We start from the raw sequence: 26,128 nt of genomic DNA, 5'->3' as shown, positions 1-26,128 counted from the left end.
ATTGAAAAGATTTTTGCAAATAGCACTACTACTAGCAACTGGGTTAAGTTTAAGTGCATGTGGCAATTTAAAAAATTCTGATCTTGCCAATAACCCTACTACTTCTACAACAAAGAAAAAAAGTTATCAAACTACCAGTACTAGTAAAAATGGGTATAATGTTCTTTTAAAAGATGGAGAGTATGTAACTAGTCCAATTGAAGGAACAACTGAAAATACTAGTGATAATAATGTAGATAGTCGTGCTTTAGAATCTGGGTTAATTGATTTATCTCACAATACTTTTTCAAGTAGTAAGTATGTTTTTCAAGAAGGACAAAAAATTTCGGTTGCTGATGCTACTGATTGGCTAGGAAGAAAGTCTAAAAGTAATCCAGAAGGTCTAAATGCGGAAAAAAGTAATAAAAAGAATTCGTATAATCCTATTATTTTAGATCAAATTTTAGAACAAGATTTTTTGACTAAATCTAATTCTAGTTACAAAATGGATGGTATGAGTGTTGGGCTAGCTCTTAACTCGGTTGATTACTACCAAAAAGTTAAAGATGGTCCCCAATATCATAAAGATATTTCTCGTACAGAACAGGAGACTTTTGGTAAAGAAGCCGCTAATAAGTTGGTTTCGTATTTACGTAAAAAGAAGGGATTAAAAGATATCCCAATTTTGGTTGGACTTTTTAGTAAAACCAGTAAAGATTCTCTTGTAGGTGGAAATTACTTTGCATATGGAATTGCTGATGCAAATAGTAGTAAAATAAATGATTGGAAAACAGTCAATAATCGTAGTCAAGTGCTACCGACTGTTGGAAGCGAAAAAGCAATCAATTCTACTGATGCAGCTTCATTTAGTGATTTTAAAGCAGCTATTCAAGGTTACTTCCCTAATATTAGTGGGGTAACAGCGACTGTTCATTATCAAAATAAAACTTTGACACAAATGAACATTACTGTAACTACCCAATTCTTTGGTTATGCGCAGATTGAGAGTTTTTCAAGACTTGTATTGTCAGCTGCTAAGAAGTACTTACCTAAGGATGCACCAATAGAAATTAAGATTAATTCTGTTAATGATACGCAGGCATTAATCGCTAAGAATTCCGCAGACGATAGTTATTATGTCCACGTCTTTGGCGGTGAATAGGAGGCAAACGGTGAAAATTACAAAAGATGAAATCAATCACGTTGCAGCACTATCTCGACTTGAGTTTGGTGAAGACGAAATTGATAAGTTTACTGAACAAATGGGTGACATTATCAATATGGCACATCAATTAGCCGAAGTTGATACTGAAGGAGTTCCTGAAACTGTTCAAGTTGTTGATCGAGAGACTGACTTTAGAGAAGACAAGCCTGAACATTGGGAAAGTCGCGCAGAATTAATGAAGAATGTTCCTGAAAAAGCTGATGGCTTCATTAAGGTGCCAGTAATTATTGATAAGGATGATAATGAATAATGAATTACTTAAATGAAAACATTGACTCATTAAATAAAAAATTACAAGATGGCGAAATAACAGCTGAAGACCTAGCTAAGGAAACAGTTAAAAATATTAAAGAAACAGACAAAAAGATTAATGCCTGGATTACTGTTGATGAAGAAGCAAAGCCAGCAGAAAATTTGGATTTTAATAAAAATAAATTAGCTGGTATTCCTATTGCTATCAAGGATAATATTATTACTAATGGTATGAAAACTACAGCAGCTAGTCACATTCTTTACAACTATATGCCCGTTTATGATGCTACTGTAATTAGTAAATTAAAGAAGGCACAAGCAACTTTTGTTGGTAAGACTAACATGGATGAATTTGCAATGGGTTCATCTACTGAACACTCTTACTATGGTGAAACACATAATCCATGGAACTTGGATAAAGTTCCTGGTGGTTCATCCGGTGGTTCTGCAGCTGCAGTTGCGAGCGGTGAAGTTGTTGCAGCTCTTGGATCAGATACTGGTGGTTCTATTCGTCAACCAGCTGCCTTTAACGGTATTTTTGGTATTAAGCCAACCTACGGTAGAGTATCACGTTGGGGACTTATCGCTTTTGGTTCTTCATTGGATCAAATTGGTGTAATGAGTAAGCGTGTTAAGGATTCAGCTGAAGTATTAAACGTAATTGCTGGTCCTGATGAACATGATGCAACTGTTTCTGAAAAAGAAGTACCTGATTACACTAGCTTCTTAGGCCAAGATGTTAAAGGCTTACGTGTGGCTGTTCCTAAGGAATACATGGATGCTGTTGACGGTGAAATGCGCGAAGTTATCCAAAAACAAATCGATGTTTTGAAGAATGCCGGTGCAATTATTAACGAAGTTTCATTGCCACATACTAAGTATGTTGTTCCTACTTATTACATTGTTGCTTCTAGTGAAGCTTCTTCAAACCTTCAAAGATATGATGGTATCCGCTATGGCTACCGTGCAAAGGACACTAAGAACTTATTAGATGTTTATGTAAAATCAAGAAGTGAAGGCTTTGGTGACGAAGTTAAGCGTCGTATTATGCTTGGTTCTTTTGCTTTATCAGCTGGTGCATATGATGAATTCTTCAAGAAGGCTGCACAAGTTAGAACATTAATTTGCCGCGACTTTGAAAAGATTTTTGAAGAAAACGATGTTATTGTTGGACCAACTACTACTGAGCCAGCATTTGGTATTGGTGAAGAAATTTCTGATCCAATTAAGATGTACAATAATGATCTTTTAACTATTTCAGCTAACTTAGCTGGTATTCCAGCAGCTAGCGTGCCTGCAGGCTTAGTTGATGGTATGCCTGCTGGTCTTCAAATTATGGCTAAGCGTTTTGATGAAGGAAATGTATTTAAAGTTGCTGATTTCATTGAACGTAATAATAAATTCTACGAAAAAACACCTACAGGAATGGAGGATTAATTAATGAATTTTAAATCGACTATTGGTCTAGAAGTCCACTTCGAATTAAAAACAAAGAGTAAGATTTTTTCTCCATCACCAGTTAGTTATGGTGCTGAAGCAAACACTGAAACTAATGTTATCGACTGGGCTATGCCTGGTGTCTTACCTCGTTTAAACAAGGACGTTTACCGTCTTGGTATTATGGTTGCTTTAGCAACTCATTCACATGTTTTACCAGTAACTCACTTTGACCGTAAGAACTATTTCTACCCAGATAACCCTAAAGCTTATCAGATTACTCAATTCTTCCAACCACTTGCTCGTGATGGTTATATCGAAATTGAAGTTCGTGGTAAGAAGAAACGCATTGGTATTCATGAAATGCACATTGAAGAAGATGCTGGTAAGAATACGCACGGTGCTAACGGTTATTCATACGTTGACTTAAACCGTCAGGGAGTTCCACTTCTTGAAGTTGTTTCTGAACCTGATATGGAAGATCCAGAAGAAGCTTATGCATATTTGACTAAATTACGTCAAATTGTTCAATTCACTGGTGCTTCTGACGTTAAGATGGAAGAAGGTTCAATGCGTGTTGATACCAACATTTCTATTCGTCCTGCAGGTCAAGAAAAGCTTGGTACCAAGGTTGAAATGAAGAACTTGAACTCATTTGACCACGTACGTCGTTCTCTTGCTTATGAAGAAAAACGTCAACAACAAGTATTACTTTCTGGTGGTAGAGTTCAACTTTCTACTCGTCGTTTTGATGAAGCTACTGGTAAGACTGTCCTAGAACGTGTTAAGGAAGGTGACGCAGACTATCGTTACTTCCCAGAACCAGATATTGCTCCTTACCATATTAAGCAAAGCTGGATTGACGAAATTGAAGAAAGTTTACCTGAATCACCATTTGAACGTCGTAAGCGTTACGTTGAAGAATATGGTATTAAGGAATACGACGCAGACGTTATTTTACAAACTAAGGAATCAAGTGACTTCTACGACGCTGCAGTTGCTGCTGGTGCAGATCCAACCTTAGCTGCTAACTGGTTAAACACTCAAGTTAATGGTTACTTGAATGAAAACCAAGTTGGCATTGCAGATATTAAGTTGACTCCAGAACACTTAGCCGAAATGATCAAGATGATCAAAGATGGTACTATTTCATCTAAGATTGCAAAGAAAGTATTTAAGGAATCTATTGAAAATGGTACTGATCCTAAGAAATACGTTGAAGATAAGGGTATGGTTCAATTATCTGACGTTTCTGTTCTTGGGCCAATGGTTACTAAAGTTGTTGATGATAACCCACAATCTGTTGAAGACTTTAAGAATGGTAAAGATCGTGCAATTGGATTCTTAGTTGGTCAAATCATGAAACAAACTCGTGGTAAAGCTAACCCTAAAGTTGTTAACCAATTGCTTAACAAGGAACTTCAAAGTCGTTAATCATTTTAGGGAGGCGATAGGCGATGACGAAAAAAGCAAGATTGATTTATAATCCTGTCTCAGGTCACGAGCAAATGCTTCAAAATGTAGCAGATATTTTAAATGTATTAGAACAGGCTGGTTTTGAAGCCAGTGCTTTTAGAACTACGCCAGACCCTTTGTCTGCTCAAAATGAGGCAAAAAGATGTGCCTTAGCAGGTTTTGATTTACTAGTTGGTGCTGGTGGAGACGGTACTATTAACGAAGTAGTTAATGGAGTAGCTCCATTAGAAAAAAGACCAAAACTCGCTGTCATTCCGGCAGGAACTACCAATGATTTTGCTCGCGCATTAAAGATTCCTAGAGATGATTTAGTTGAGGCAGCTAAAGTAATTCTGAGAGGTAAAACACAAAGGATGGATATTGGGCGTGCGGGTAAGCAATACTTTATGAACATTGCTGCTAGCGGTTCATTAACTGAGCTCACTTATGGTGTGCCATCAGAAGTAAAATCCGTCCTTGGTTATAGTGCATATTTACTTAAGGGTGCAGAAATGCTACCAAAAATCAGCAGCAATAAGATGCGTTTAACCTATGATGAAGGAGTCTATGAGGGAGACCTATCAATGTTTCTTTTAGGGATGACCAATTCAATTGGAGGGTTTGAACGTATCATGCCAGATGCTCAATTATCAGATGGGCTATTTCAGTTAATTGTGGTTAAAACTGCAAATCCAGTAGATGTTTTACGTTTAATGGCCATGGCTTTAAATGGTAATCATGTTAATGATCCACAGATTATCTATACTAAGACTAAAAATTTGAAAGTAGAATTATTAGGTGAGAGTAAAGATAAGGATCCAATTCCTGTGAATTTAGATGGTGAGATTGGTGGTCATTTACCAATTGATTTTGAAAATCTAAAACAGCATATTGAATTTTATATTGGTTAATATAAAATAGAGACTAATAATTTATTAGTCTCTATTTTTGTTGGAGAAAAAATTCATTCATAAATTAAATACAGATGTTAATGGAGTTGCTGAATGGGCAATTATCTTTTATACTATTTTTCCCTTAGTGGGCTTTATTGCTAGTCTGGTGTATTTAATGAAATCCGCCCGTAAATCCCCGTATTTTAATGCGGGGATGGATAGGGCTTACCATCTTTGATTGCGTTATAGACTTGATCGTTGATGTATTTCTCTACCACTTCTTTTGACATATTGCCTACACTGCCAAAATAATAGCTTGGCGACCATAGATGTCCGCCCCACATCTTGTTTTGCCTAATTTCGGGATGTGCCTGCAAAAACAACCTGCCACTTCTGCCTTTTAGAGCCTTGATTACACTAGAACCAGATTTAGAAGGCTTAAAGCTAACCAATAAGTGAACATGTTCGGGCATGATCTCCATTTTTTCTATCTTAATTTGATTATCCTTGGCAATCTGCAATAAAAGCTTTCGCATTTCTTCGGCTAAATTGGTATTTGTAAAAATCTGATTGCGGTATTTGGTACACCAAATCAAATGATAATGAGTATTGTAGACGTAGTGCTTTTCATAGCCTGCGTCTTTTATTTTGTCTTTCTTTTTTATCATAGGAAATACTTTTAACCTCTTTGTTTATAAGTGTTTACTATTGATTATAATATCTACATAGTCTATAATCAAATCATATCAACAAGGGGGGGTGAAAAAATGAAAAGAATGAGCAGTTTAGAATATCACTTTGGCGTAAAAGTAAGATTCTATCCTAGCAATAATCAAAAGAAAATGATTAAGCAGAATTATGACGCACAGCGTTTTGTTTATAACCAATACGTTGGCGCTGGCCGTTTGATCTATCACGTTAAAAAGGCCAATAGGATCAAACAGCTTAGCAGCGGTTTGCCCTTTGTAATGCCGGGAATGTCTGAATATGAAAATCAACAGGCATTAAGAATGATTGATACGCAAGACTTAATTTCCAAACCTAAAAATATTAGAGATAAATATGATTTCTTGCGTGTTGAAGACATTGATAGCTTGGCTATCGCCAATGCAATTCAAAATTATCACAAAGCATGGAGAAACTATCATAAAATTGGCTATGGAATACCAACCTTTCACAAGAAACGAAGCAACTGGTCATATCAGACTAACTGTCAGTACATAAAGCAAAACGAAGCCTATCTTGATAATGGCACGGTTAGATTTATTGACGCCAAGCATGTTAAGCTTCCTAAACTAGGAACAGTGAGAATTGTAGGATTGCGCAAGCTGATTAAAAAGCGCCTGCTTGACCGTATTCCTACTCGAATCGGCACTGCTTCAATTAAGAAAACGGCAGACGATCAGTTTTATCTTTCTTTACAGCTGGGAAGTGATATTGCCTTTGTCAAAGACTATGCTAAAACACAAAAGCAGATCGGCATTGATCTTAATTTGGATAATTTCTTGACGGATTCTAACGGTGCAATGGTAGCTAATCCAAGGTTTTATCGCAGAGCCAAGAAAAAGCTCGCCCACGCTCAAAGAATACTTTCACGTAGAGAACGCAGAGCCAAAAAAGAAGGACGCTCTTTGTGTGAATCCAAGAACTATCAAAAACAGCGCCTAGCCGTAGCTAAACTGCACGACAGGATTCGCAGACAGAGACAAGACTTCTTGCAGGTTCTTTCTACTGCATTAATCAAAAACCACGATTTAGTAGTAGCCGAAGAACTAAGAAGTAAAAATCTGTTAAAGAATCATGCTCTTGCCCAATCTATTTCTGATGCAGGATGGCGGAGTTTCTTAACCATGCTCGAATATAAAGCTGATCTTCATGGCAAAAAGTTTGTCACGATTGACCCAAAATTTACTACGCAAAGGTGTCATAATTGCGGAAACATAATGGGACAAAACGGCTATAAGAAACTTACGCTTAAGGATCGGAAATGGACTTGCCCAGTATGCGGAAGTTATCACATAAGAGATTGGAATGCTTCTGTAAACATCTTAGAAAAAAGTAAAGGTATTTGGAAAAATCCTAAAATAAAAAAAGCAATCTAAATAGACTGCAGTCCGTTTGGCAACTTGCGGACTCAAAGGGCTTTGGTAATTGGGAAAACCGCTGTTTGGATTTTCGCAATTCAAACAAGTTAAGCCTGTATCTAAGCAAATTGGTGAATAGTTAGCGCAAGCTAACGAACCACCAAGCCCCAGAATTCATTCTGGGGTAGTTGACTAAGGAAAGAAAAAATGAAAGCTAATCCAGTTTCCTTTTATGCACTAATGGGATTATTAATAAATGTAATTTTCTATATGATTTTTGGAAGATAGGGGTAATTTATGGCAGTAAAACTAATTGCGGTAGATTTAGATGGAACTTTATTAACTAGTGGAAATACAATTTCACCTGAAACTCTGAGGACTTTACAGGTAGCACATGGGATGGGAATTAAGGTGGTTCTTGCTTCTGGTCGTCCTCTCTCTGGGGTAATGCCTTTTGAAACCCAATTAGGACTTGAAGGAGCAGAAGAATATGCAGTTGTCTTTAATGGCGCAGTTGTACAAGACTTGTCTGGAAAAGTTCTGATGAGTCAAGAGATGAACTATCGCGACTTTGAAGTAATGCTTCGCCTGCAAAGACTCGCTCACGTAAATTTACACTTCGAAACGACTGAACGTTTTTGGACCTTAGACCGTGACTTATCAGTACAAATGCAAATTAATGCCGCTTTAACTGATAATGAAATTAGAGTTCGTGAACGTAAAGAAATCCCACAAGATTTCACCTTTAACAAGGTAGGATTTACTTGTGCAAAAGATAGTGATCAAATTGAAAAACTATGGAATTCTATTCCATACTGGGCCTTTGAATCCTACGATATAGTTCGTAGTTTAGATAACTGTATTGAGCTAAATGGAATTGGAGCTTCAAAAGGAAATGCCTTGATGGATTTGGCTCAACGGTTAAAAATTAATCCTGAAGATGTCATGGTTTTTGGTGATCAAGGAAACGATGTTTCTATGTTTGAAAATCCTAGTTTTAAGAAAATTGCTATGGGAAATGCAATTGAAGATATTAAGGAAAAAGCTGATTTTGTAACCGATGATAATAATCATAATGGGATTGCAAAAGCACTTAAAAAATTTGTGATTTAAATCTGGGATATCTCTATAAAATTAATAATTAAAAGAATACACGATTCTATAAATACTTATAGGATCGTGTATTTTTTGCTATTTTGCAAATTATATTTATGGATAATTTTTCATTGCTATACAGTAATAGTTATTTTAAGAACTATAAAGAGAATTTTTTATAATAACTTTTTATATTTAATAATCGTTTGCTGAGTTATGTTATTGTTTTTTACAAATATATTATATTTTTTAATTTTCTATGTTGCGTATAGAATTACAAAAGTATTGATTTTATGCGGGGAGGGAGCTCTCCCTTTTTATAGGCAATATATTGTAATATTTTATGTAAAAATGTTATTGAAAAATGACTATATGTTATACAATGATTACTAACGGAAGTATATTAATAATGGCGCTCTGTAATATAACTGTTTATAAAGATAAATTTATGATTTGATTTACTCCAATGAGTGGACGGTTTAAAAGATAAATTTATTTTTTCTTTAATACCGAGTATTTTTAGTACTAATCAGGTAGCCATTTGTAATGACAATATTTTAGATTTGAGCAAAGGGATTAATTATGAAAAAGAAAAAGTTCAAAAAACTAAAACATCGAAAAGAAATGAGACATTATATCGATCCTAACGACTTAAAGGAAAAAGATAATAAAACATCTTATCTAAAAGAAATTGCCGGCCTGGCTACTATTTTGGGAGCTGGAGTTACCGGTGGCGCTATGATGGCAGATGACCGTGTTTATGCAGCAGAAAGTTCTGTAGATAGAAAGTCCGAAATCATTGGGTCCAATTCAATTACGGGTTCTATTGATGAAGAAGTTTCTAACAACAATCAAAAGACTGCTTCGGCTACAGATTCTAATTCTGTTAAATTAAGCCAAAGTCAAAGTACTGAACAATCAGTTACTTATTCAAAGAGTAGATCATTACTAGCAAGTATGTCACTTTCAACTTCTACTAGTTTTTCTCAATCCGCTAGTGCATCTGCTGCTGTCTCATTATCTGAATCAGCATCTGCTTCAACTTCAGCAGCTAAGTCAACCTCAGATTCGAAATCTAAATCTACATCTAAAGCATCAACTAAAGAATCTACATCACAAAAATCTGAAAGTAAGTCTACTGCTGAAAATACAAAAACAAGTAGTGAAAGTGAATCAGTTTTGGCTGCTTCTTCAGTTTCAAAAAATAATGAGGGGTCAGCATCAGATAATAATTCACAAGTAGTTGGTTCTGTATCTGATAGTATCCAACTCAATCCTTCTGGTAAAACAAATAGTAAATCTACTGAAAAAGAAAATAGCATTAGTAATTCGGAAGCACAAAGTTCATCTACTTCTAAGAGCCTCAGCATTTCAGAAAGTGTTTCTGACTCTATAAGTCAGTCTGAAAGTATTTCTGATATCGTATCTCAATCTCAAAGTTTCTCACATTCACTGAGTCAATCTGAAAGTGTCCTTAGTTCTCTAAGTTTGGCCAAAAATAAATCAACAGAAAAAAGATCTAATACTCAAAAGATACATAGGTCCCATCTATCTTCTAATGAACATAATACAGTATTACAAAGTAATAAAAACGTTGAAGAGAATTCTACAGGTATTAATAGATCAGCTAATACATCACATGTAAGTAAATCTACAATTACTTCTGCATATAGCTCATCTTCGAACAATATTCCAACTGCATCCCAGGCTAGTTTAGATTTAAATAAAAATATCTCTTCTCTTGTTAATTTGCCTCTAGCTACGAATAATACAATTGAACGAAATAATTCGACTGCAAATTCTCAATTACCAATCGCTTTAGGTGCTAATTTTGTAACTTTAGCTACAACGAATGATACAGTTGTTAAACCTACTTTTTCTGGTACGGTAATGATTAAAAATGCTGACGGCAGTAATGTTAATGGGACAGATTTTAAAGATGGGGCTGTACCGACCTATACGTTTCGTTTATCAACATATGGAGATTCGAACGTTACGAATCCTCAATTTATAATCATGATTCCTAAAGGCTTTACTGCTACTACTGCTGATTTTTCTACTTTAACTAATACTCAAGGGACTGATATCTTTAGTGGTGGAGGATTTGCAGGACCTTATAATGGAAAATCGACAATAAAGGCACTAGGAAATTACGGTCCAAATGGTGAACAACTATTTATGATCACCTTAACTGGTGCAACACCAACTTGGGGAAATAACTTTGGTGGTCAAGTCAAATTAACCTTAGATGCAAATGCAAAGGGTGTAGTTTCATATAATGTATACGGCGTTCCGTTTGTTTCTGAAGTATCCAACTATGCAGTAGCAAATGGGACAAGTGCCTATGGAGGTGGCTCATATACTTTTAATGTAAATGGGCAAGCAATTGAGGTTGTTAAAAACTCTACTGGGATTAATAATCAACAAGGCTCGATTAATTATATTCTTAACAAAACTGTAGAATTACCTCAATTTACAGGAGTTGCTTCTTTCGGTAATTTAAATTCATCTGGTATTTTTGTTTCTGGTAATAGTATCAACTACACTAGTAATACACCACAGTCACAAATACCTGCCCTTTCTGTTCGTCTTTCTACAGTTGGTGATTCTACCGTTAATAATCCACAATTTGTTGTGATGATTCCTAAAGGGTTTACATCGAGTGTAACTGATTTTAACTTAATAAATAAAGATGTTGGCAATTATTTTGGCGGAGTATTTAATGGATCTAATCAATATTCGACAAGTAACTATTCAATTGAAGATTTAGGAAAAGTCGGACCAAATGGAGAGCAGTTGTTTAAAATCCAGTTAGACTTTAATCCTGGCTGGAATGCGGCACGGAACTTTGGTGGACAATTTAAGTTAACACTAGATCCAACTCAGACAGGAACCTATAGCTATGGAAACAATGGGGTTCCAATAGTTTCAGAACTTGCAAGTGATGCGACACCAACTGCTGGTACTTATACTTTTGTAGCTAATGGACAGAATATAGCTGTGGTAAAAAGTGGCTTCAGTTCACATATTAACTATGCGATTAATACAAATTTGATTCCTACGTTTACTGGTACTGCAATTCTTGATGCAAATGGAAAAACGTATAGTGGAGATTCAGTTCCAACTTATAGTTTTCGTTTATCAACAACTGGGGAATCTACAGTTCAAAATCCTAAATTTATTGTAATGATACCCGATGGATTTACAGCTACTACAGATGACTTCAGCTTTAACACTAGTGGATATTCTGGTACGGCATCAGTTAAAGAGTTAGGCAATTATGGACCAAATGGAGAGCAACTCTTTGAAGTATCATTAACTGGGACGACGCCTAACTTTACAACAAATTCAGTAATGGGATCAGTTAAACTGAGTCCAAACTTTAATGGTCAAACCGGTGGTAGTCATACCTATTCAAATGCAACTGCGCCTTTGGTGGCAGAAGTTTCTAACTATTCTAATACAACTTATGGAACGTATACTTTTAATACAAGTGATGGAGCGGTCACTGTTGTAAAAAGCCCACAAACTGTTAATTGGACTGATCCAAGTAACCAAGCTGCTAATAGTAGTGGAAGTGTTACTTATACAATACAGGTAGGGAAAGAGCAATTACCGACTACTGCCTATACCATCAGTAATATTAAAGTGACACCAGTTGCTGGAGAAACCAGTAGCGATGCTGGGTATGAACAGCTCGCCTTTTCAATTACTCCAAAACAAACTTTGCAAGATGGTCAATATATTGACGTCCATTTGGGACTACCCGATAGTAATGGGAATATTGAAAATTATGATAGTAAATTAGCAGCTAATCTCCCCTTAATGACTCCTAATGGAGTTCAAATAGCTACTGCATATAATATGGGTACGTACTATAGAATAGTTTTTAATTCAGAAGCTGCAGCTTATACCAGTGGTAATAATAAGTTAACTCTTAATCCGATATTAAGATGGGGAAATCCACAGTCCCAACAACCATCCATTAGTATTAATCAAGGTAGTGATAATACCACTAATTTAGGAAAAGTTTATGTTTATCAATATACTGATGATGAATCTAAAAATGGAACTTTATTTGCTTATACTCCTACCAATGATGTGACAATAAATGGACAACATTACGCTAGTGGCCTTCACATTCAAGGGCAATATGTCTATGACAAGCAATATCTTGATTGTAACAATACTACTACAGCAGGTATTTTTTATAATAACAATAGGGTATGGGGACCAAATAATAGTGTCTCCATAAATACTAATTGGGCCAATGCTATAGGCTTTAAGATTGCTACTAGTGGAGCAGCTACTTCTGAAGCTAATACGGGCTCTAATTTTGATATTGCGATTACTGTAGGGAATAGTAAAGAATTTACTTATACTTGGCTTACGGACAGCCAGATGGAAGACCGGATTAAGAGCATCTATGCATGGTATGTAAATAATGAATTAAGCAATGAAGTTGCTGGAAGTTCTCCTACAAATGTTTATTTGAAGAATGAAATAAATAAAGTTAGTCAAATGACTTCGCCAGTTACAGTAACACATGAAGAAACCACTACAGCTAATGGTGAAATTGAAATGGTTTATCATGTTAAAATTGCTGACTCTTCAATTAGATTAAAGGGATTGATTATTCCTTTAACAGTAAGTGCAAATGGTTTTACAATGCCAGATGATATCAAGTCATATCAGGAAGATCTTGATAAATCACCTACTGTAGATAAGAATAACTATGAAAATACTCCTAATATGGGTGCAGCTACAAGTAATACAGCCTTACAAGCAGCATTGCAAAATACAGCACACCCGGTTATGACTATTACAAATAATGTTACAGGAGATACAGTTTCTTTACCAAATACTATCGATTGGAATACTTGGAAAGCTGGTATTGCCTATGGTGTTAATGGAGATGTTACCAACTCAAGTGATTCTACTAATACAAGAACTGCTACACTTGAATTTATTAATGATACTAATCCTTCAAATCCAATTACACTTACGCAAGCTACGAATAATTTCCAAGGACCTGCTGAAGGAACAATTATTTTTTCAGATGCTACTGCGACATTAGAGGGGTTAGAAAGTGAAGGATATATTCTTGAGAAAGTTGTCGATAACCAAACTGGTCAAGTATTAACTCCACCAGATGGTGTATCTATAAGTGACTTAAGTAAATATGTATATGGATCATTAGGAGATGGTCCTAATAAATTTACTGTTTACTTACGTAAAATAGATACGGCAAGTATTAGTGCTTCACAAAGTGAGAGTATAGTAATATCTCATAGCGAAAGCATGAGCAACAGCCTAAGCAACGCAGTATCGATGAGCGAGAGCTTATCTAACTCAGTAAGCATGAGTGAGAGTTTGAGTAACTCAGTGTCAATGAGTGAGAGCTTGAGCAACTCAGTATCGATGAGTGAAAGTCTAAGCAACTCAGTAAGCATGAGTGAAAGCTTAAGTAACTCAGTATCAATGAGCGAGAGCTTATCTAACTCAGTATCAATGAGCGAGAGTTTGAGTAACTCAGTAAGCATGAGTGAAAGTTTAAGCAACTCGGTATCAATGAGCGAAAGTTTAAGTAACTCAGTAAGCATGAGTGAAAGCCTAAGCAACTCAGTATCAATGAGCGAAAGCTTAAGTAACTCAGTATCAATGAGTGAGAGCTTGAGTAACTCAGTAAGCATGAGTGAAAGCCTAAGCAACTCCGTATCAATGAGTGAAGGCTTAAGCAACTCAGTAAGCATGAGCGAAAGCCTAAGCAACTCAGTGTCAATGAGTGAAAGCATGAGTAACTCAGTAAGCATGAGCGAAAGCCTAAGTAACTCAGTAAGCATGAGTGAAAGTCTAAGCAACTCAGTAAGCATGAGTGAAAACCTAAGTAACTCCGTATCGATGAGTGAAAGCATGAGTAACTCAGTGTCAATGAGCGAAAGCCTAAGCAACTCAGTAAGCATGAGTGAAAGCTTAAGTAACTCAGTGTCAATGAGTGAGAGCTTGAGCAACTCAGTATCGATGAGTGAAAGCATAAGTAACTCAGTAAGCATGAGTGAGAGCCTGAGTAACTCAGTATCAATGAGCGAGAGCATAAGTAACTCAGTATCAATGAGTGAAAGCATGAGCAACTCAGTAAGTATGAGCGAAAGTTTGAGTAACTCAGTAAACATGAGTGAGAGCTTAAGCAACTCGGTCTCAATGAGCGAGAGTATGAGCAACTCGGTATCGATGAGTGAAAGTCTAAGCAACTCAGTGTCAATGAGCGAAAGCTTAAGCGACTCTGTCTCAATGAGTGAGAGTTTAAGTAACTCGGTATCAATGAGCGAAAGTTTGAGTAGCTCAGTATCGATGAGTGGAAGTTTAAGCAACTCGGTATCAATGAGCGAAAGTTTAAGTAACTCAGTAAGCATGAGTGAAAGCCTAAGCAACTCAGTAAGCATGAGCGAAAGTTTGAGTAACTCAGTATCAATGAGTGAGAGCTTGAGTAACTCAGTAAGCATGAGTGAAAGCCTAAGCAACTCAGTAAGCATGAGTGAAAGCTTAAGCAACTCAGTAAGCATGAGTGAAAGCATGAGTAACTCAGTAAGCATGAGCGAAAGCCTAAGCAACTCAGTGTCAATGAGTGAAAGCATGAGTAACTCAGTAAGCATGAGCGAAAGCCTAAGCAACTCCGTATCGATGAGTGAAAGCTTAAGCAACTCATTGTCAATGAGTGAAAGCCTAAGTAACTCAGTATCGATGAGTGGAAGCATGAGCAACTCAGTAAGCATGAGTGAAAGTTTAAGCAACTCGGTATCAATGAGCGAGAGTATGAGCAACTCAGTGTCGATGAGTGAAAGCTTAAGCAACTCAGTGTCAATGAGCGAAAGTTTAAGTAACTCAGTAAGCATGAGTGAAAGCCTAAGCAACTCAGTATCAATGAGCGAAAGCTTAAGTAACTCAGTAAGCATGAGCGAAAGTTTGAGTAACTCAGTAAACATGAGTGAGAGCTTGAGTAACTCAGTAAGCATGAGTGAAAGCCTAAGCAACTCCGTATCAATGAGTGAAAGCTTAAGCAACTCAGTAAGCATGAGTGAAAGCATGAGTAACTCAGTAAGCATGAGCGAAAGCCTAAGCAACTCAGTATCAATGAGCGAAAGCATGAGTAACTCCGTATCAATGAGCGAGAGTTTGAGTAACTCAGTAAGCATGAGTGAAAGCTTAAGCAACTCAGTATCAATGAGCGAAAGCATGAGTAACTCAGTATCAATGAGCGAGAGTTTGAGTAACTCAGTAAGCATGAGTGAAAGCTTAAGCAACTCAGTATCAATGAGTGAGAGCTTGTCTAACTCAGTAAGCATGAGTGAAAGCATGAGTAACTCAGTAAGCATGAGTGAAAGCTTAAGTAACTCAGTAAGCATGAGTGAAAGCCTAAGCAACTCAGTATCGATGAGTGAAAGCATGAGTAACTCAGTGTCAATGAGCGAAAGCCTAAGCAACTCAGTGTCAATGAGTGAAAGTCTGAGCAACTCAGTATCGATGAGCGAGAGCTTATCTAACTCAGTAAGCATGAGTGAAAGCTTAAGCAATTCAGTATCAATGAGCGAAAGCATGAGCAACTCGGTCTCAATGAGTGAGAGTATGAGCAACTCAGTAAGCATGAGTGAAAGCTTAAGCAACTCAGTATCGATGAGCGAAAGTTTAAGTAATTCGGTCTCAATGAGTGAAAGCATGAACAACTCAGTATCGATGAGTGAGAGCTTATCTAACTCGGTAAGCATGAGCGAAAGAGTCTCTGAATCCACTAGTTTCTCTACTTCTATTACTTCTAAATCTATGCGTTCAACAAATACTAGTGAAAGCTTAAGTACCTCGAATGTTTCAGCTTCTCAAAGTTTGATACCTTCTGAAATTCCTGCAAATTCACTAAGAAGTGAAACAGGACAAGCAAACTCAGTTACACCTATTGCTAGCGAAAAGCGTCTATCTTCAAATAGAAGAAATTCCGAATCAATTGGAATAATTAAAGTAAATAAGACTAATAGAATGGCAAAGCGGCCTCGTAACCAGAAGCTTCCACAAACGGGTACTAAAAATAATTCCAGTTTGTTAGGAATAATTGCAGCTAGCTTGGGAGCATTATTAGGGTTAAGATCCAGAAAAAATAATAAAAAATAGGTATTTAAAATGAAGAAAACACTGATAATCATCGTTAAATAAACGTTGATATATCAGTGTTTTTGCTTTTATATGGCAAATTTTTAATTCCTGAGCTAGTAGATGAAGATGAAGTGCTTTACTTAGGTAACAATACAATTATTGATCAAAATTTAGATGATCTATTTGCAATTGATGTAGAAGATAAGCCTTTGTATGCAATAATTGATTTTGTACATCCCGATAAGTTTAATATGGGTGTTATGCTTATAAATAATATCTACTGGCGCAATAACAATATTGGTAATCAATTTTTAGAACTAAGCAAAAATTATGGTCTAGTTTATGAGCAAGCTATGATTAATGATGGGTTTGGTATCAATATTGGAAAGTTGCCTGAAATTTACAATTATCAAATTGGATTTGGAGATCCTAATTTTGAATTAACAAATTCATATCTGTATTATGTAGACACTGTTGAGAGGCCTGCAATTATTTAATATGCTAGTGATAGTAGGCTAATTAGAGAAAGTTCATCTAAAAACTTAAGTAAAAAGTGGTGGAATTATCATAGTAGTGAATGGTCAGAAGTAATCAATCATCTAACTTCTAACAGACTTGAAAATAAATTTGATAAAGAAGCTATTATTTTTTTGAATTACGCAGAAAATCATGGCGCACAAGAACTTAATCAGGCGCTTACCAAATATTCATTTTAATATTGTTTCGGGACGGGCATTATATACAGGTTTAGACATTTTAACGCAAAATGGGAATGCAACCCTTTATCCTCAAATTTTAAATTACCAATTAAAGTCAATTATCGAAAAAACAGATCTTTGTTTTGATATTGGCTATGGCAATAAGAATGTCCATTTCGAAACTGTATTGAAATTGCTGGATATTCCTACTTTTGCTTTTAGGGATACTCAATATCATGAACAGAGTAATAATTATTACGTAGCTGACAGTATGGATGAGATGATAAAACAAGTTAATAAATTACCAGCTAATAGTTCTAAGAAGTCTTTTGATGATATTTTTGATATTTCAGTTAAATCAATTGATGAAACTTTAGATGAAATAATTGAAAATAAGAAATCTGTGGTGCGAATTGGAGATGGTGAACTAGACTTGATATATGGTGAAGACATTATTTATCAACATTTTAATCCAGAGTTAGCGAAGATATTAAAAGATAGTATTCTAAATAACCATAATCCAAGGGTATTAACTTGTTTACCGGATATCTTTACTAATTTAGACAGATATAATGAAATGCGTGGTTATTATGCTGTAGGAGTGTTACCGAGATTTAGTGACTTTTTTAAAGAAATTGAAAAGACGAAGTATTCATATGGCTCGACATTTATGTCTAGAATGTATATGAGTTTCAAGGATAAGAGTAAAAGTCAACATTATTTCCATAAACTTAGGAAAATTTGGCAGAATAAGGATATTTTGATTGTGGAAGGGGAATATACTCGTTCAGGAGTAGGCAATGATCTTTTTGAAAATGTAAGATCAATTCAGCGTATAATTTGTCCTGCTGAAGATGCTTACGATGAAGTACATGAAATTGAAGAAGCGATTAGAAATAATGCTCAGAATAAGTTGATTTTATTAATGTTAGGACCTACAGCCAAAGTAATTGTCAATGATTTACAAGATTTAGATAATCAGATCCTTGACATTGGGCATATTGATACAAAATATGAATGGTTTAAGATGGATGCTAAATATGTAGTATCGATTGGTAAAAATAAACATATGGCAGAATCTGTGGATAAAAATCTGAATGAAGAAGATAATCCTCAGTACCAAAAAGAAATAATTATGAAAATAAATAAGAAATAAAAGTTCTTAATGAGGAATCAAGTAGGTATAAGTTATCTATTTGATTCCTTTTCTTTTATATAGTGTTATCTTTGATTTTGCACTTAACTATAGCGTAGTACGTTTAATTTGTTTATCTACAATCTCAAAACAATTTGTAAGTGTATTAGATACTTATAGATAAATAGAATATAAGTGTTATATAATGTATTTTTAGTAGATAATATATTATGCGATTCGTGAAAGTTAGATGTTTAAATATTAATAGAAATGAGTGATAAGTTTGAAAACGATAGTATTAAATGGTGATTATGGATTCTTAGATAAAATTGAAACAACAGTTAAATCAATTATTTATCATAATCAGAAAGTAAAAATCTATGTTATCAATCCTGATATTCCACACGAATGGTTCATTAATTTGAATCAATATCTCAGTCAAATAGGGTCACAAATTGTAGATAAAAAAATTGATCAGGCATATTTAAATGACGTTAATTCTTCTTTTAAAGGAATTAAAAATATTGCTTTTGCGAGAATACTAATTCCTGAATTAATTAAAGAAGATAAAGTACTATATTTAGATTGTGATATAGTTGTGAATGCCAATTTAGATGAATTATTTAATATTGATTTAGAAAATAAATGGGTTTGTGGTGTGCGTGACTATCAAGTTCCTGCAGAATTTAATTCGGGAATGTTATTGATTAATAATAAAAAGTGGAAGGAAAGTAACATAGTTTCTAGCCTTTTAGAAAAAGCAAAAGGGCCTAATCTTCGAAATGGTGATCAGACTGTCATTAATGAAGTATTTAAAGATAAAATTGAAGAACTAGATTTATCTTATAATTACCAAATTGGTTTTGAAAAAGCAGCTTTTTGGGGAAATCTGCAAAAAACTACACAATTTCTTGATAAAGTTAAAAAACCAAAAATAATCCACTTTATTACTGAAGACAAGCCATTTAACTTAGTATCAACAGTTAGTTTACGAAACAAATGGTGGCATTATAGAAGATTGGAATGGTCGGAAATTATTTTTAAATATAGTAGTTTTGATAAGAGTAAAATTAAAGATCCATCTTTTGAGGGAGAGGCATTTTTGCTTACTCGTATGGCGGACGTACAGAATATTGAACAGTTGATTCAAAAATTGCCAAATATAAGATTCAATATTGCTGCGTATACGCCTATGGCTTTTCTTTTATTGAAATTAACACAATATGATAATGTAAGACTTTTTCCAACTATTATAGGAAAAACTTTGGATAGAGAAATAAATGAAGCAGATATTTATTTAGATATTAATTATGGTCCTAAAGCTGATGAAATAATTGAAAGAATTATGAAGAAAAATATTCCAATCTTTTCATTCGATCAAACTCAGTCTCAAAATTTGGATTATGATAATTATCATGTCTTTCGCGATAATCAAATTGATGAAATGGTAGAAGCGATTAAAGAGACAGTAAAAAGTAGTGCTCCAAAATATAATATTAGAGTAAAAGATATGGACGAATCATTAGACTTGATTTTGCAAGATAATAAATCTGTGATTCGCTTTGGGGATGGCGAATTTGATTTAATTAGAGGAGCCTCAATTCCCTATCAAACCTATAATTCAGAACTTGCCGATCGACTAAAAGATATTATTTTGCGGGGCCAATTTAATAATACATTGGTTTGTTTACCTGATGTGTTTACCAAACCAGAGCGTTATCAAGATTTTACTCAATCATTCTACAAAACATCTTTCTTTCCAAATAATGAAAGTTTCTTAAAAGAAATTGGACAAACTGGTAATTGGTATGGGTCAACTTTTATTTCAAGACCATATATTGATCTAGGTGATAAAAGTAAAAGTGCTACATACTTTAATAAATTGAAACAACTTTGGAGTGGTCGTGATCTACTAATCGTAGAGGGAGCACTAACGCGTTCAGGAGTAGGAAATGATTTATTCACTAATACTAAATCAATTAAAAGAATTCTTGCTCCATCAAAGAATGCATACCAAAAAATTGATCAAATAGAACAAATGATTCGAGAAAATGCAGAAGATAGGTTGATTTTGTTGATGCTTGGGCCAACAGCCAAAGTAGTTGTGGATGATTTGCAAGATTTAGAGAATCAAATCATTGATTTAGGTCATATTGATTCAGAATATGAATGGTTCAAGATGGGAGCTACTCATAAAGTTAAGCTTGAAAATAAGCATACTGCAGAGTTTAATTTTGATGAAAATATTAATGCTGTTCATGATAAAGCTTATGAAAATGAAATTATTGTGAAGATTGAATAATGAAGACAATTGCCTTAAGTGTAGACTATGGCTGGATTGATAAAGCAGAGACCACTTTAAAGTCCATTTATGCGCATAATCAAGATGTAAAAACTTATATTATTAATCCTGATATTCCACATGAATGGTTTATGAATATTAATCGATACTTGAAAGAGCTGAACTCAGAAGTTATCGATTTAAAAATTGATCTCAGTCGTTTTAAAGATATGCCAAATCCCGAAGGTCGCATTTCTAAGATGGTATATGGCAAATTTTTGATCCCAGAATTAATTAAAGAAGATAAAGTTCTTTACTTAGACAGTGATGTAATTGTGGATCAAAATTTAGATCAGCTTTTTGAAACTAATATTGAAGATAGACCTTTGTATACTGTAGTGGACTACTTTAATCCTGATCAATTTAATTCAGGAGTCTTATTAATTAATAATAGATTTTGGTATAACAACAATATCGGAAACCAATTATTGGATTTAGGGAAGAAATATAATTTAAATAACACCCAGGTTATGATGAATGAAGGATTTGCGCAGAATTATGGAAAGTTAGATCCAAAATATAATTATCAAATTGGCTATGAGAGAAAAAGTTATTGGAATGATAAAGACAGTTTTTATGCATTCTTTGATCATATAAAAGAGCCTGCTATTATTCATTTTACTGAGCGAGATAAGCCATTTAACATCACTGATACAACTGAACTAAGAGAGAAATGGTGGGAGTACCACAATTTAGAATGGTCAAAAATTATTTTTAGAAACTTTGAATTAAATGACAATTATGATAAGACCTTTGACGGAGAGGCCTATATATTTACGAATGTCGCTGAAGTTCAAAATTTAGAAGAGCTAGTAAAAAAATTACCTAATATTCACTTTAGTATTGCAGCATTTACTCCAGTTGCCTTTTTATTAAGTCATTTATCTCAATATGATAATGTAACTATATACCCAAGTGCTACGGCTAAAAAACAAATTGAGCTTATTAATAAGTGCACAGTTTACCTTGATATTAATTATGGTGATAAAAATAAAATGGTACTTAATCGGATTAAGCATCGACAAGTTCCTATTTTGGCCTTTAATTCTTCAAGATCTGAAAGTATAAATTATGATGCTTATCAAGTCTTTGAAGATGATCAAATTGATGAAATGGCAGACGTAATCCAAAAGTTAGTAAAACGTCCTACTGACCACGTAGTTCCCCGGCTTTTTAATATACATGTCAGAGGAATGGATGAATCGCTAGATCGACTTATTAATGAGAAAAAATCCATTATTCGTTTTGGGGATGGAGAATTGAGTTTGATTAATGGAAAGGGTATTACTTATCAAGCATATAATAAGGATCTGTCGAGAGAATTAAAACAGATACTTTTTGCGGGCGGTAATAATAAATACGATGTAGCCCTTCCAGATGTATTTGAAAGTTTAGAGGATTATGGTCAATATACAAAAGATTTTTATGAAACTAATTTCTTTTTTAACAATCAGTATCTTCTAAGCGAAGTAGAAAAAACCAAAAATATCTATAGTAATACTTTTATTTCTCGCCCATATATTGATCGAATTGATAAGGCTAAAAGTGCTGGTTGGTTTAATAAGCTTAAGCAGATTTGGAAAGAAAAAGATATCTTAATTGTTGAAGGAGCGTTAACACGTTCAGGAGTGGGTAACGACTTATTTGATAACACCAAGTCGGTTAAAAGAATTCTTGCACCATCAAGAAATGCATACCAAAAAGTTAATAAAATAGAACAAATGATTCGAGAAAATGCAGAAGATAGATTAGTTCTATTAATGCTTGGACCAACAGCTAAGGTAATCGTGGATGATCTCCAAGATTTAGATAATCAATTGATCGATTTAGGTCATATTGACTCAGAATATGAATGGTTCAAGATGGGAGCTACTTATAAAGTTAAGCTTAAAAATAAGCATACAGCAGAATTCAATTTTGATGAAAATATTGAAGCAGTTCATGATCAAACTTATGAGAATGAAATTATTGGCAAAATTGAGTAATAAATAATGCAAACCAAAAAAGCTACTAAATCAAGGTTTTAACACCAAGATTTAGTAGCTTTTTATGTAGAATATTAATTTCTATCGCTAAATCCAAAGATCTGTAAGAATTGTAAGAATAAGTTAACGAAATCTAAGTAAAGTGCCAAAGCACCCGCAACTGCTAAGCCGTCAACAGAAACTTGGCCACTGTAGTTTTCGTAGATTTGCTTCATTCTTTGTGCATCCCAAGCAGTTAAAATAGTAAAGATAATAACTGCAATAAATGAAAAAATGTAAGAAACCATTGGATTTCTTAAGAACATGTTGATTAGCATTGCAACAATTAATCCAATTAAAGCTGCAGAAGCATATGATCCTAAATTATTTAAGTTCTTTTTAGTTGTGGTACCAATTACAGCCATTGTAATGAATACAGTAGAAGAAGCTACGAATGCAGAAGCAATACTGCGACCAGTATAAGCACCAGCAATTAATGAAAATTCGACTCCATAAACAATTGCCATGATCATTAGCATTACAAAGCTAGCTACTGGATTTCTTGTTGCTCTAAAACTAATTCCAAAAGTTAAAGCAAGTGGAACTAGCAATAAAATCCAAGTCATTGCTGGATTGCTAGCAAATAAAGTCATAACTTGTGTTCTAAAGACAGTCATTGTTAAGTAAGCACTTAAGGCAGATACTAAAACAGCAATTGTCATCATGCCGTACATTCTGCTTAAGAATCTATTTAACCCCGTTACGTCGACAATTGTACGGCGTTCTGGTTCTTGTGAAAAGTTATTCATAAAGCTCTCCCTCTTTCTTTTTATTAGTATATTTTAACTTATCTTTGCACTAAAAGAAACTTTTATACAAAAGGATTATAGAAACGTCCAGAGTTAACTTTAAAGAGTAAAACTACAACTAGCACAAGAATAAAGGCCAGAGTAGTAACTAGATAATCAGCCAAGTTGAAACTTTCTGCAACATACCAGGTACGTTTCTTTTTAGAACCAAATCGTCTAAGCTGCATTGCGGTACTAATTGTATCAATACGATCAAGACTTGAAAAAATAAGTGGAGTAACAATATTTAAAGTTCCATGAATTCTTTTTCCAAGAGAAGCTTTTTTAGAAAGTTCATTTCCTCTTGCTTGTTGAGCTGCAGAAATTGACCAGTAACTTTCCTGAATATTAGGTATATAGCGTAAGGCTAGAGAAACCGCATAGGCAACTTTATAACTGACCCCAATTTTATTTAGACTAGCTGCAAATTGACTAGGGTTAGTAGTTAATAAAAAGAGGAGAACCAATGGGATAGAACAGATATACTTCAAAATTACGTTAAATAAATAAAATAGTTCCTGTGCAGTTAAAGTAAAGTATCCGGCATTGATTAGAACGGTTTTTGAATGGTAGAGCGTCTCACCATAAGTTGGTTGAAAAATAAAGACAGCGATGATATTAATAATGGCAAAAACAATAATGAATTTAACAATAAAAGAAACTTGCTTCCATTTGATACCAGCAACTTTTAACAAAATTAAGGATAGGATACAGATAGCAATCAAGAAGCGTGTATCATAGGTAACCATACAAGCAATAGATACTAGAATTAAAAAGATCATTTTTGTAGTAGCATTGAGAGCATGAATAAAACTATTACCAGGCTGGTAACCCAAAATTTTACTATCATTCATAATATTCATCCTTCCAATTTTGTTGTTCAAAATTAATATAGGCCTGCACAAATTTATTTGGATCAGGTAAGTTATAATGTTTTGCTAAGTCATAAAGACTAGTTCGTTTTAATGAGGCTTTTTTAATTAGATCTTGATTGGTTAATAATTCAATTGGGGTAGTATCTGCAATTAATTTTCCCTTAGTAAATGCCAAAGATCGACTAGTGTACTCAAGCATCAAGTGCATATCATGCGTGATAATAATGATTGTTTTTCCCATAGTGTTTAGATGCTTTAAAAAGCTCATAATTTCCGTATATGTCTTCCAGTCTTGACCGGCAGTTGGCTCGTCTAAAATAATAATCTCTGGTTCTAAGACCAAAATTGCAGCAATTGTGACACGCTTTTTCTGTCCAAAACTTAATGCAGAAATTGGCCAATGTCTAAAGGGATACAGTCCACAAATTTTCAACGTTTGGTTAACTTTTTGCTTAATTGTTTCTTCATCAACATTGCGTAAACGTAAACCCAGAGCAATTTCATCAAAGATCATTTTTTGAGAAATCATTTGGTTAGGATCTTGCATTACGTAACCAATTTTTTCGGCTCTCTCTTTAATTGATAAGTCACTTAAATTCTGGTCCTTAAGAGTGATTTTTCCTTCGTTAGAAATAAAACCACAAATAGTTCGGCAAAGGGTAGTCTTACCTGCACCATTTTGTCCAACTATTGAAATAAAATCGCCTTGATTAATAGTAGTAGAAATATCTTTTAAGGGATAGGGCTGATTCTTGCTATATTGATGACCAACGTGATCTAATTTTAATAATGGTAAATTATCTGTTTCTTTTTTGGTAATTTTAGTTTGTTTAGTCCAAGCTGCTAATTTATCGCTGATTTGTTCAGAAACAGGTAGGGTTGATATTTTGTCTAATTCTTTAATAGAACTTAGATTTACATTAGCGGCTGTAAGAGCCTTTAGGTATAGTGGTTCTCTAACGCCAATTTTTTCTAAGGTATGAGAATGGAGCAGCTCGTTAGTAGGCTGATCAGCAACAATCGTGCCTTCATTTACTAAAATAATTCTATCGATTGGTTGACTAAGAACTTCTTCTACTCGATGTTCAATGATTATAACTGTTGCATTAAGTTCCTTTTGAATTTTATCAATAATTGCCATCGTTTTAAGCCCAGAAGCGGGATCTAGATTAGCAAGTGGTTCATCGAATAATAAAATAGGTGACTCATCAACTAAAACTCCCGCTAAGGCAACAATTTGTTTTTGACCCCCAGAAAGACTTTGTGGAGATTGAGTAAGTAATTCTTTGATTTTTAATTCATCCGCCCACTGGTTTACAGTTTGATGCATTTTATCCTTAGGTTGACAGTCATTTTCTAAAGCAAAAGCGATATCTTCACCAACTGTTAAGCCAATGAATTGACTATCAGCATCTTGTAAGATAGTTGAAGTAGTGAATGAAAAATCAAAAAGACTTGTGTTAGTGATATCTTTTCCATTCACTAAACATTTTCCTTCAACTTCACCTTGATCGATATTTGGAATAAGACCATTAAGGCAGCGACCAATTGTGGATTTGCCGCTGCCTGAAGGTCCAGCCAAAAGAATTTTTTCTCCTTTATTAATTTTCAAATTAATATTTTTAAGAGTGGGTTCTGCTTGACTGTTATATTTAAATGAAAAATCTTTAAATTCGATAATCGGGTCTGTCATTAATTGAGTAAC

16 protein-coding genes are annotated in these 26,128 nt (G+C 34.4%); 12 read left to right on the top strand and 4 right to left on the bottom strand.

The window, feature by feature from the left end; genetic code table 11:
• Position 1 precedes the first annotated feature (1 nt).
• Genes H0I41_RS07430 through H0I41_RS07410 form a run of 5 tightly spaced genes read left to right on the top strand, consistent with a single transcriptional unit; the run spans position 2 to position 5,259 of the window.
• Entirely contained in the window at positions 2-1,141 is a 1,140-nt protein-coding gene (locus H0I41_RS07430) for a CamS family sex pheromone protein (RefSeq protein WP_069168642.1), read from the top strand.
• 10 nt (positions 1,142-1,151) lie between these two features.
• Positions 1,152-1,454: an Asp-tRNA(Asn)/Glu-tRNA(Gln) amidotransferase subunit GatC gene (gene gatC / locus H0I41_RS07425; protein ID WP_004897863.1), complete on the top strand. Its 303-nt coding sequence runs from the start codon at positions 1,152-1,154 to the stop codon at positions 1,452-1,454.
• Entirely contained in the window at positions 1,454-2,893 is a 1,440-nt protein-coding gene (gatA, locus tag H0I41_RS07420) for an Asp-tRNA(Asn)/Glu-tRNA(Gln) amidotransferase subunit GatA (RefSeq protein ID WP_014567763.1), read from the top strand. Before gatC ends, gatA begins: the two co-directional genes overlap by 1 nt.
• Positions 2,894-2,896: 3 nt before the next feature.
• Positions 2,897-4,327 (top strand): Asp-tRNA(Asn)/Glu-tRNA(Gln) amidotransferase subunit GatB, encoded by a 1,431-nt coding sequence (gene gatB, locus H0I41_RS07415; RefSeq protein ID WP_004893490.1) that lies wholly within the window; start codon positions 2,897-2,899, stop codon positions 4,325-4,327.
• A 23-nt stretch (positions 4,328-4,350) separates the two neighbouring features.
• A complete protein-coding gene (locus tag H0I41_RS07410; RefSeq protein ID WP_135014333.1) occupies positions 4,351-5,259 on the top strand; it encodes a diacylglycerol kinase in 909 nt (302 codons plus the stop codon).
• A 185-nt stretch (positions 5,260-5,444) separates the two neighbouring features.
• On the opposite strand, the gene tnpA is transcribed toward H0I41_RS07410, so the two are convergent.
• A complete protein-coding gene (gene tnpA, locus H0I41_RS07405; RefSeq protein ID WP_087284950.1) occupies positions 5,445-5,909 on the bottom strand; it encodes an IS200/IS605-like element ISLjo5 family transposase in 465 nt (154 codons plus the stop codon).
• Positions 5,910-6,008: 99 nt separating this feature from the next.
• On the opposite strand from tnpA, the gene H0I41_RS07400 reads away from it, so the two are divergent.
• From H0I41_RS07400 to H0I41_RS07370, 7 genes are all read left to right on the top strand, one after another.
• Positions 6,009-7,343, top strand: coding sequence for an RNA-guided endonuclease InsQ/TnpB family protein (locus tag H0I41_RS07400; protein ID WP_135014334.1), 1,335 nt, complete (start codon positions 6,009-6,011; stop codon positions 7,341-7,343).
• A 279-nt stretch (positions 7,344-7,622) separates the two neighbouring features.
• Positions 7,623-8,438 carry a Cof-type HAD-IIB family hydrolase gene (locus H0I41_RS07395; RefSeq protein WP_135014335.1) on the top strand — a complete coding sequence of 272 codons (816 nt, stop codon included), beginning with the start codon at positions 7,623-7,625 and terminating at the stop codon, positions 8,436-8,438.
• Positions 8,439-9,002: 564 nt separating this feature from the next.
• Complete coding sequence (locus H0I41_RS09435) at positions 9,003-16,580, top strand: LPXTG cell wall anchor domain-containing protein (RefSeq protein ID WP_259345877.1); 7,578 nt, start codon at positions 9,003-9,005, stop codon at positions 16,578-16,580.
• A gap of 56 nt (positions 16,581-16,636) precedes the next feature.
• Positions 16,637-17,059 (top strand): glycosyltransferase, encoded by a 423-nt coding sequence (locus tag H0I41_RS07385; RefSeq protein WP_011162390.1) that lies wholly within the window; start codon positions 16,637-16,639, stop codon positions 17,057-17,059.
• Between the two features lie 172 nt (positions 17,060-17,231).
• Positions 17,232-18,416, top strand: a complete 1,185-nt coding sequence (locus H0I41_RS07380) for an SP_1767 family glycosyltransferase (protein ID WP_011162389.1) — start codon at positions 17,232-17,234, stop codon at positions 18,414-18,416.
• Between the two features lie 262 nt (positions 18,417-18,678).
• Positions 18,679-20,697, top strand: coding sequence for an SP_1767 family glycosyltransferase (locus tag H0I41_RS07375; RefSeq protein WP_135014337.1), 2,019 nt, complete (start codon positions 18,679-18,681; stop codon positions 20,695-20,697).
• Positions 20,697-22,721 (top strand): SP_1767 family glycosyltransferase, encoded by a 2,025-nt coding sequence (locus H0I41_RS07370; protein ID WP_086875105.1) that lies wholly within the window; start codon positions 20,697-20,699, stop codon positions 22,719-22,721. Before H0I41_RS07375 ends, H0I41_RS07370 begins: the two co-directional genes overlap by 1 nt.
• A 74-nt stretch (positions 22,722-22,795) precedes the next feature.
• On the opposite strand, the gene H0I41_RS07365 is transcribed toward H0I41_RS07370, so the two are convergent.
• From H0I41_RS07365 to H0I41_RS07355, 3 genes are all read right to left on the bottom strand, one after another.
• Positions 22,796-23,509: a Bax inhibitor-1/YccA family protein gene (locus tag H0I41_RS07365; protein WP_004897851.1), complete on the bottom strand. Its 714-nt coding sequence runs from the start codon at positions 23,507-23,509 to the stop codon at positions 22,796-22,798.
• Positions 23,510-23,571: 62 nt separating this feature from the next.
• Positions 23,572-24,402: an energy-coupling factor transporter transmembrane component T family protein gene (locus H0I41_RS07360; RefSeq protein WP_086875103.1), complete on the bottom strand. Its 831-nt coding sequence runs from the start codon at positions 24,400-24,402 to the stop codon at positions 23,572-23,574.
• Positions 24,395-26,116, bottom strand: a complete 1,722-nt coding sequence (locus H0I41_RS07355; protein WP_004897849.1) for an ABC transporter ATP-binding protein — start codon at positions 26,114-26,116, stop codon at positions 24,395-24,397. The genes H0I41_RS07360 and H0I41_RS07355 overlap by 8 nt, the downstream gene beginning before the upstream one ends.
• Between the last annotated feature and the right edge of the window lie 12 nt (positions 26,117-26,128).

The organism is Lactobacillus johnsonii, assembly GCF_014058685.1.
Classification (GTDB): domain Bacteria; phylum Bacillota; class Bacilli; order Lactobacillales; family Lactobacillaceae; genus Lactobacillus.
Note: the sequence above shows the minus strand (reverse complement) of the source record. Positions and strands in the feature narration are given on the sequence as shown.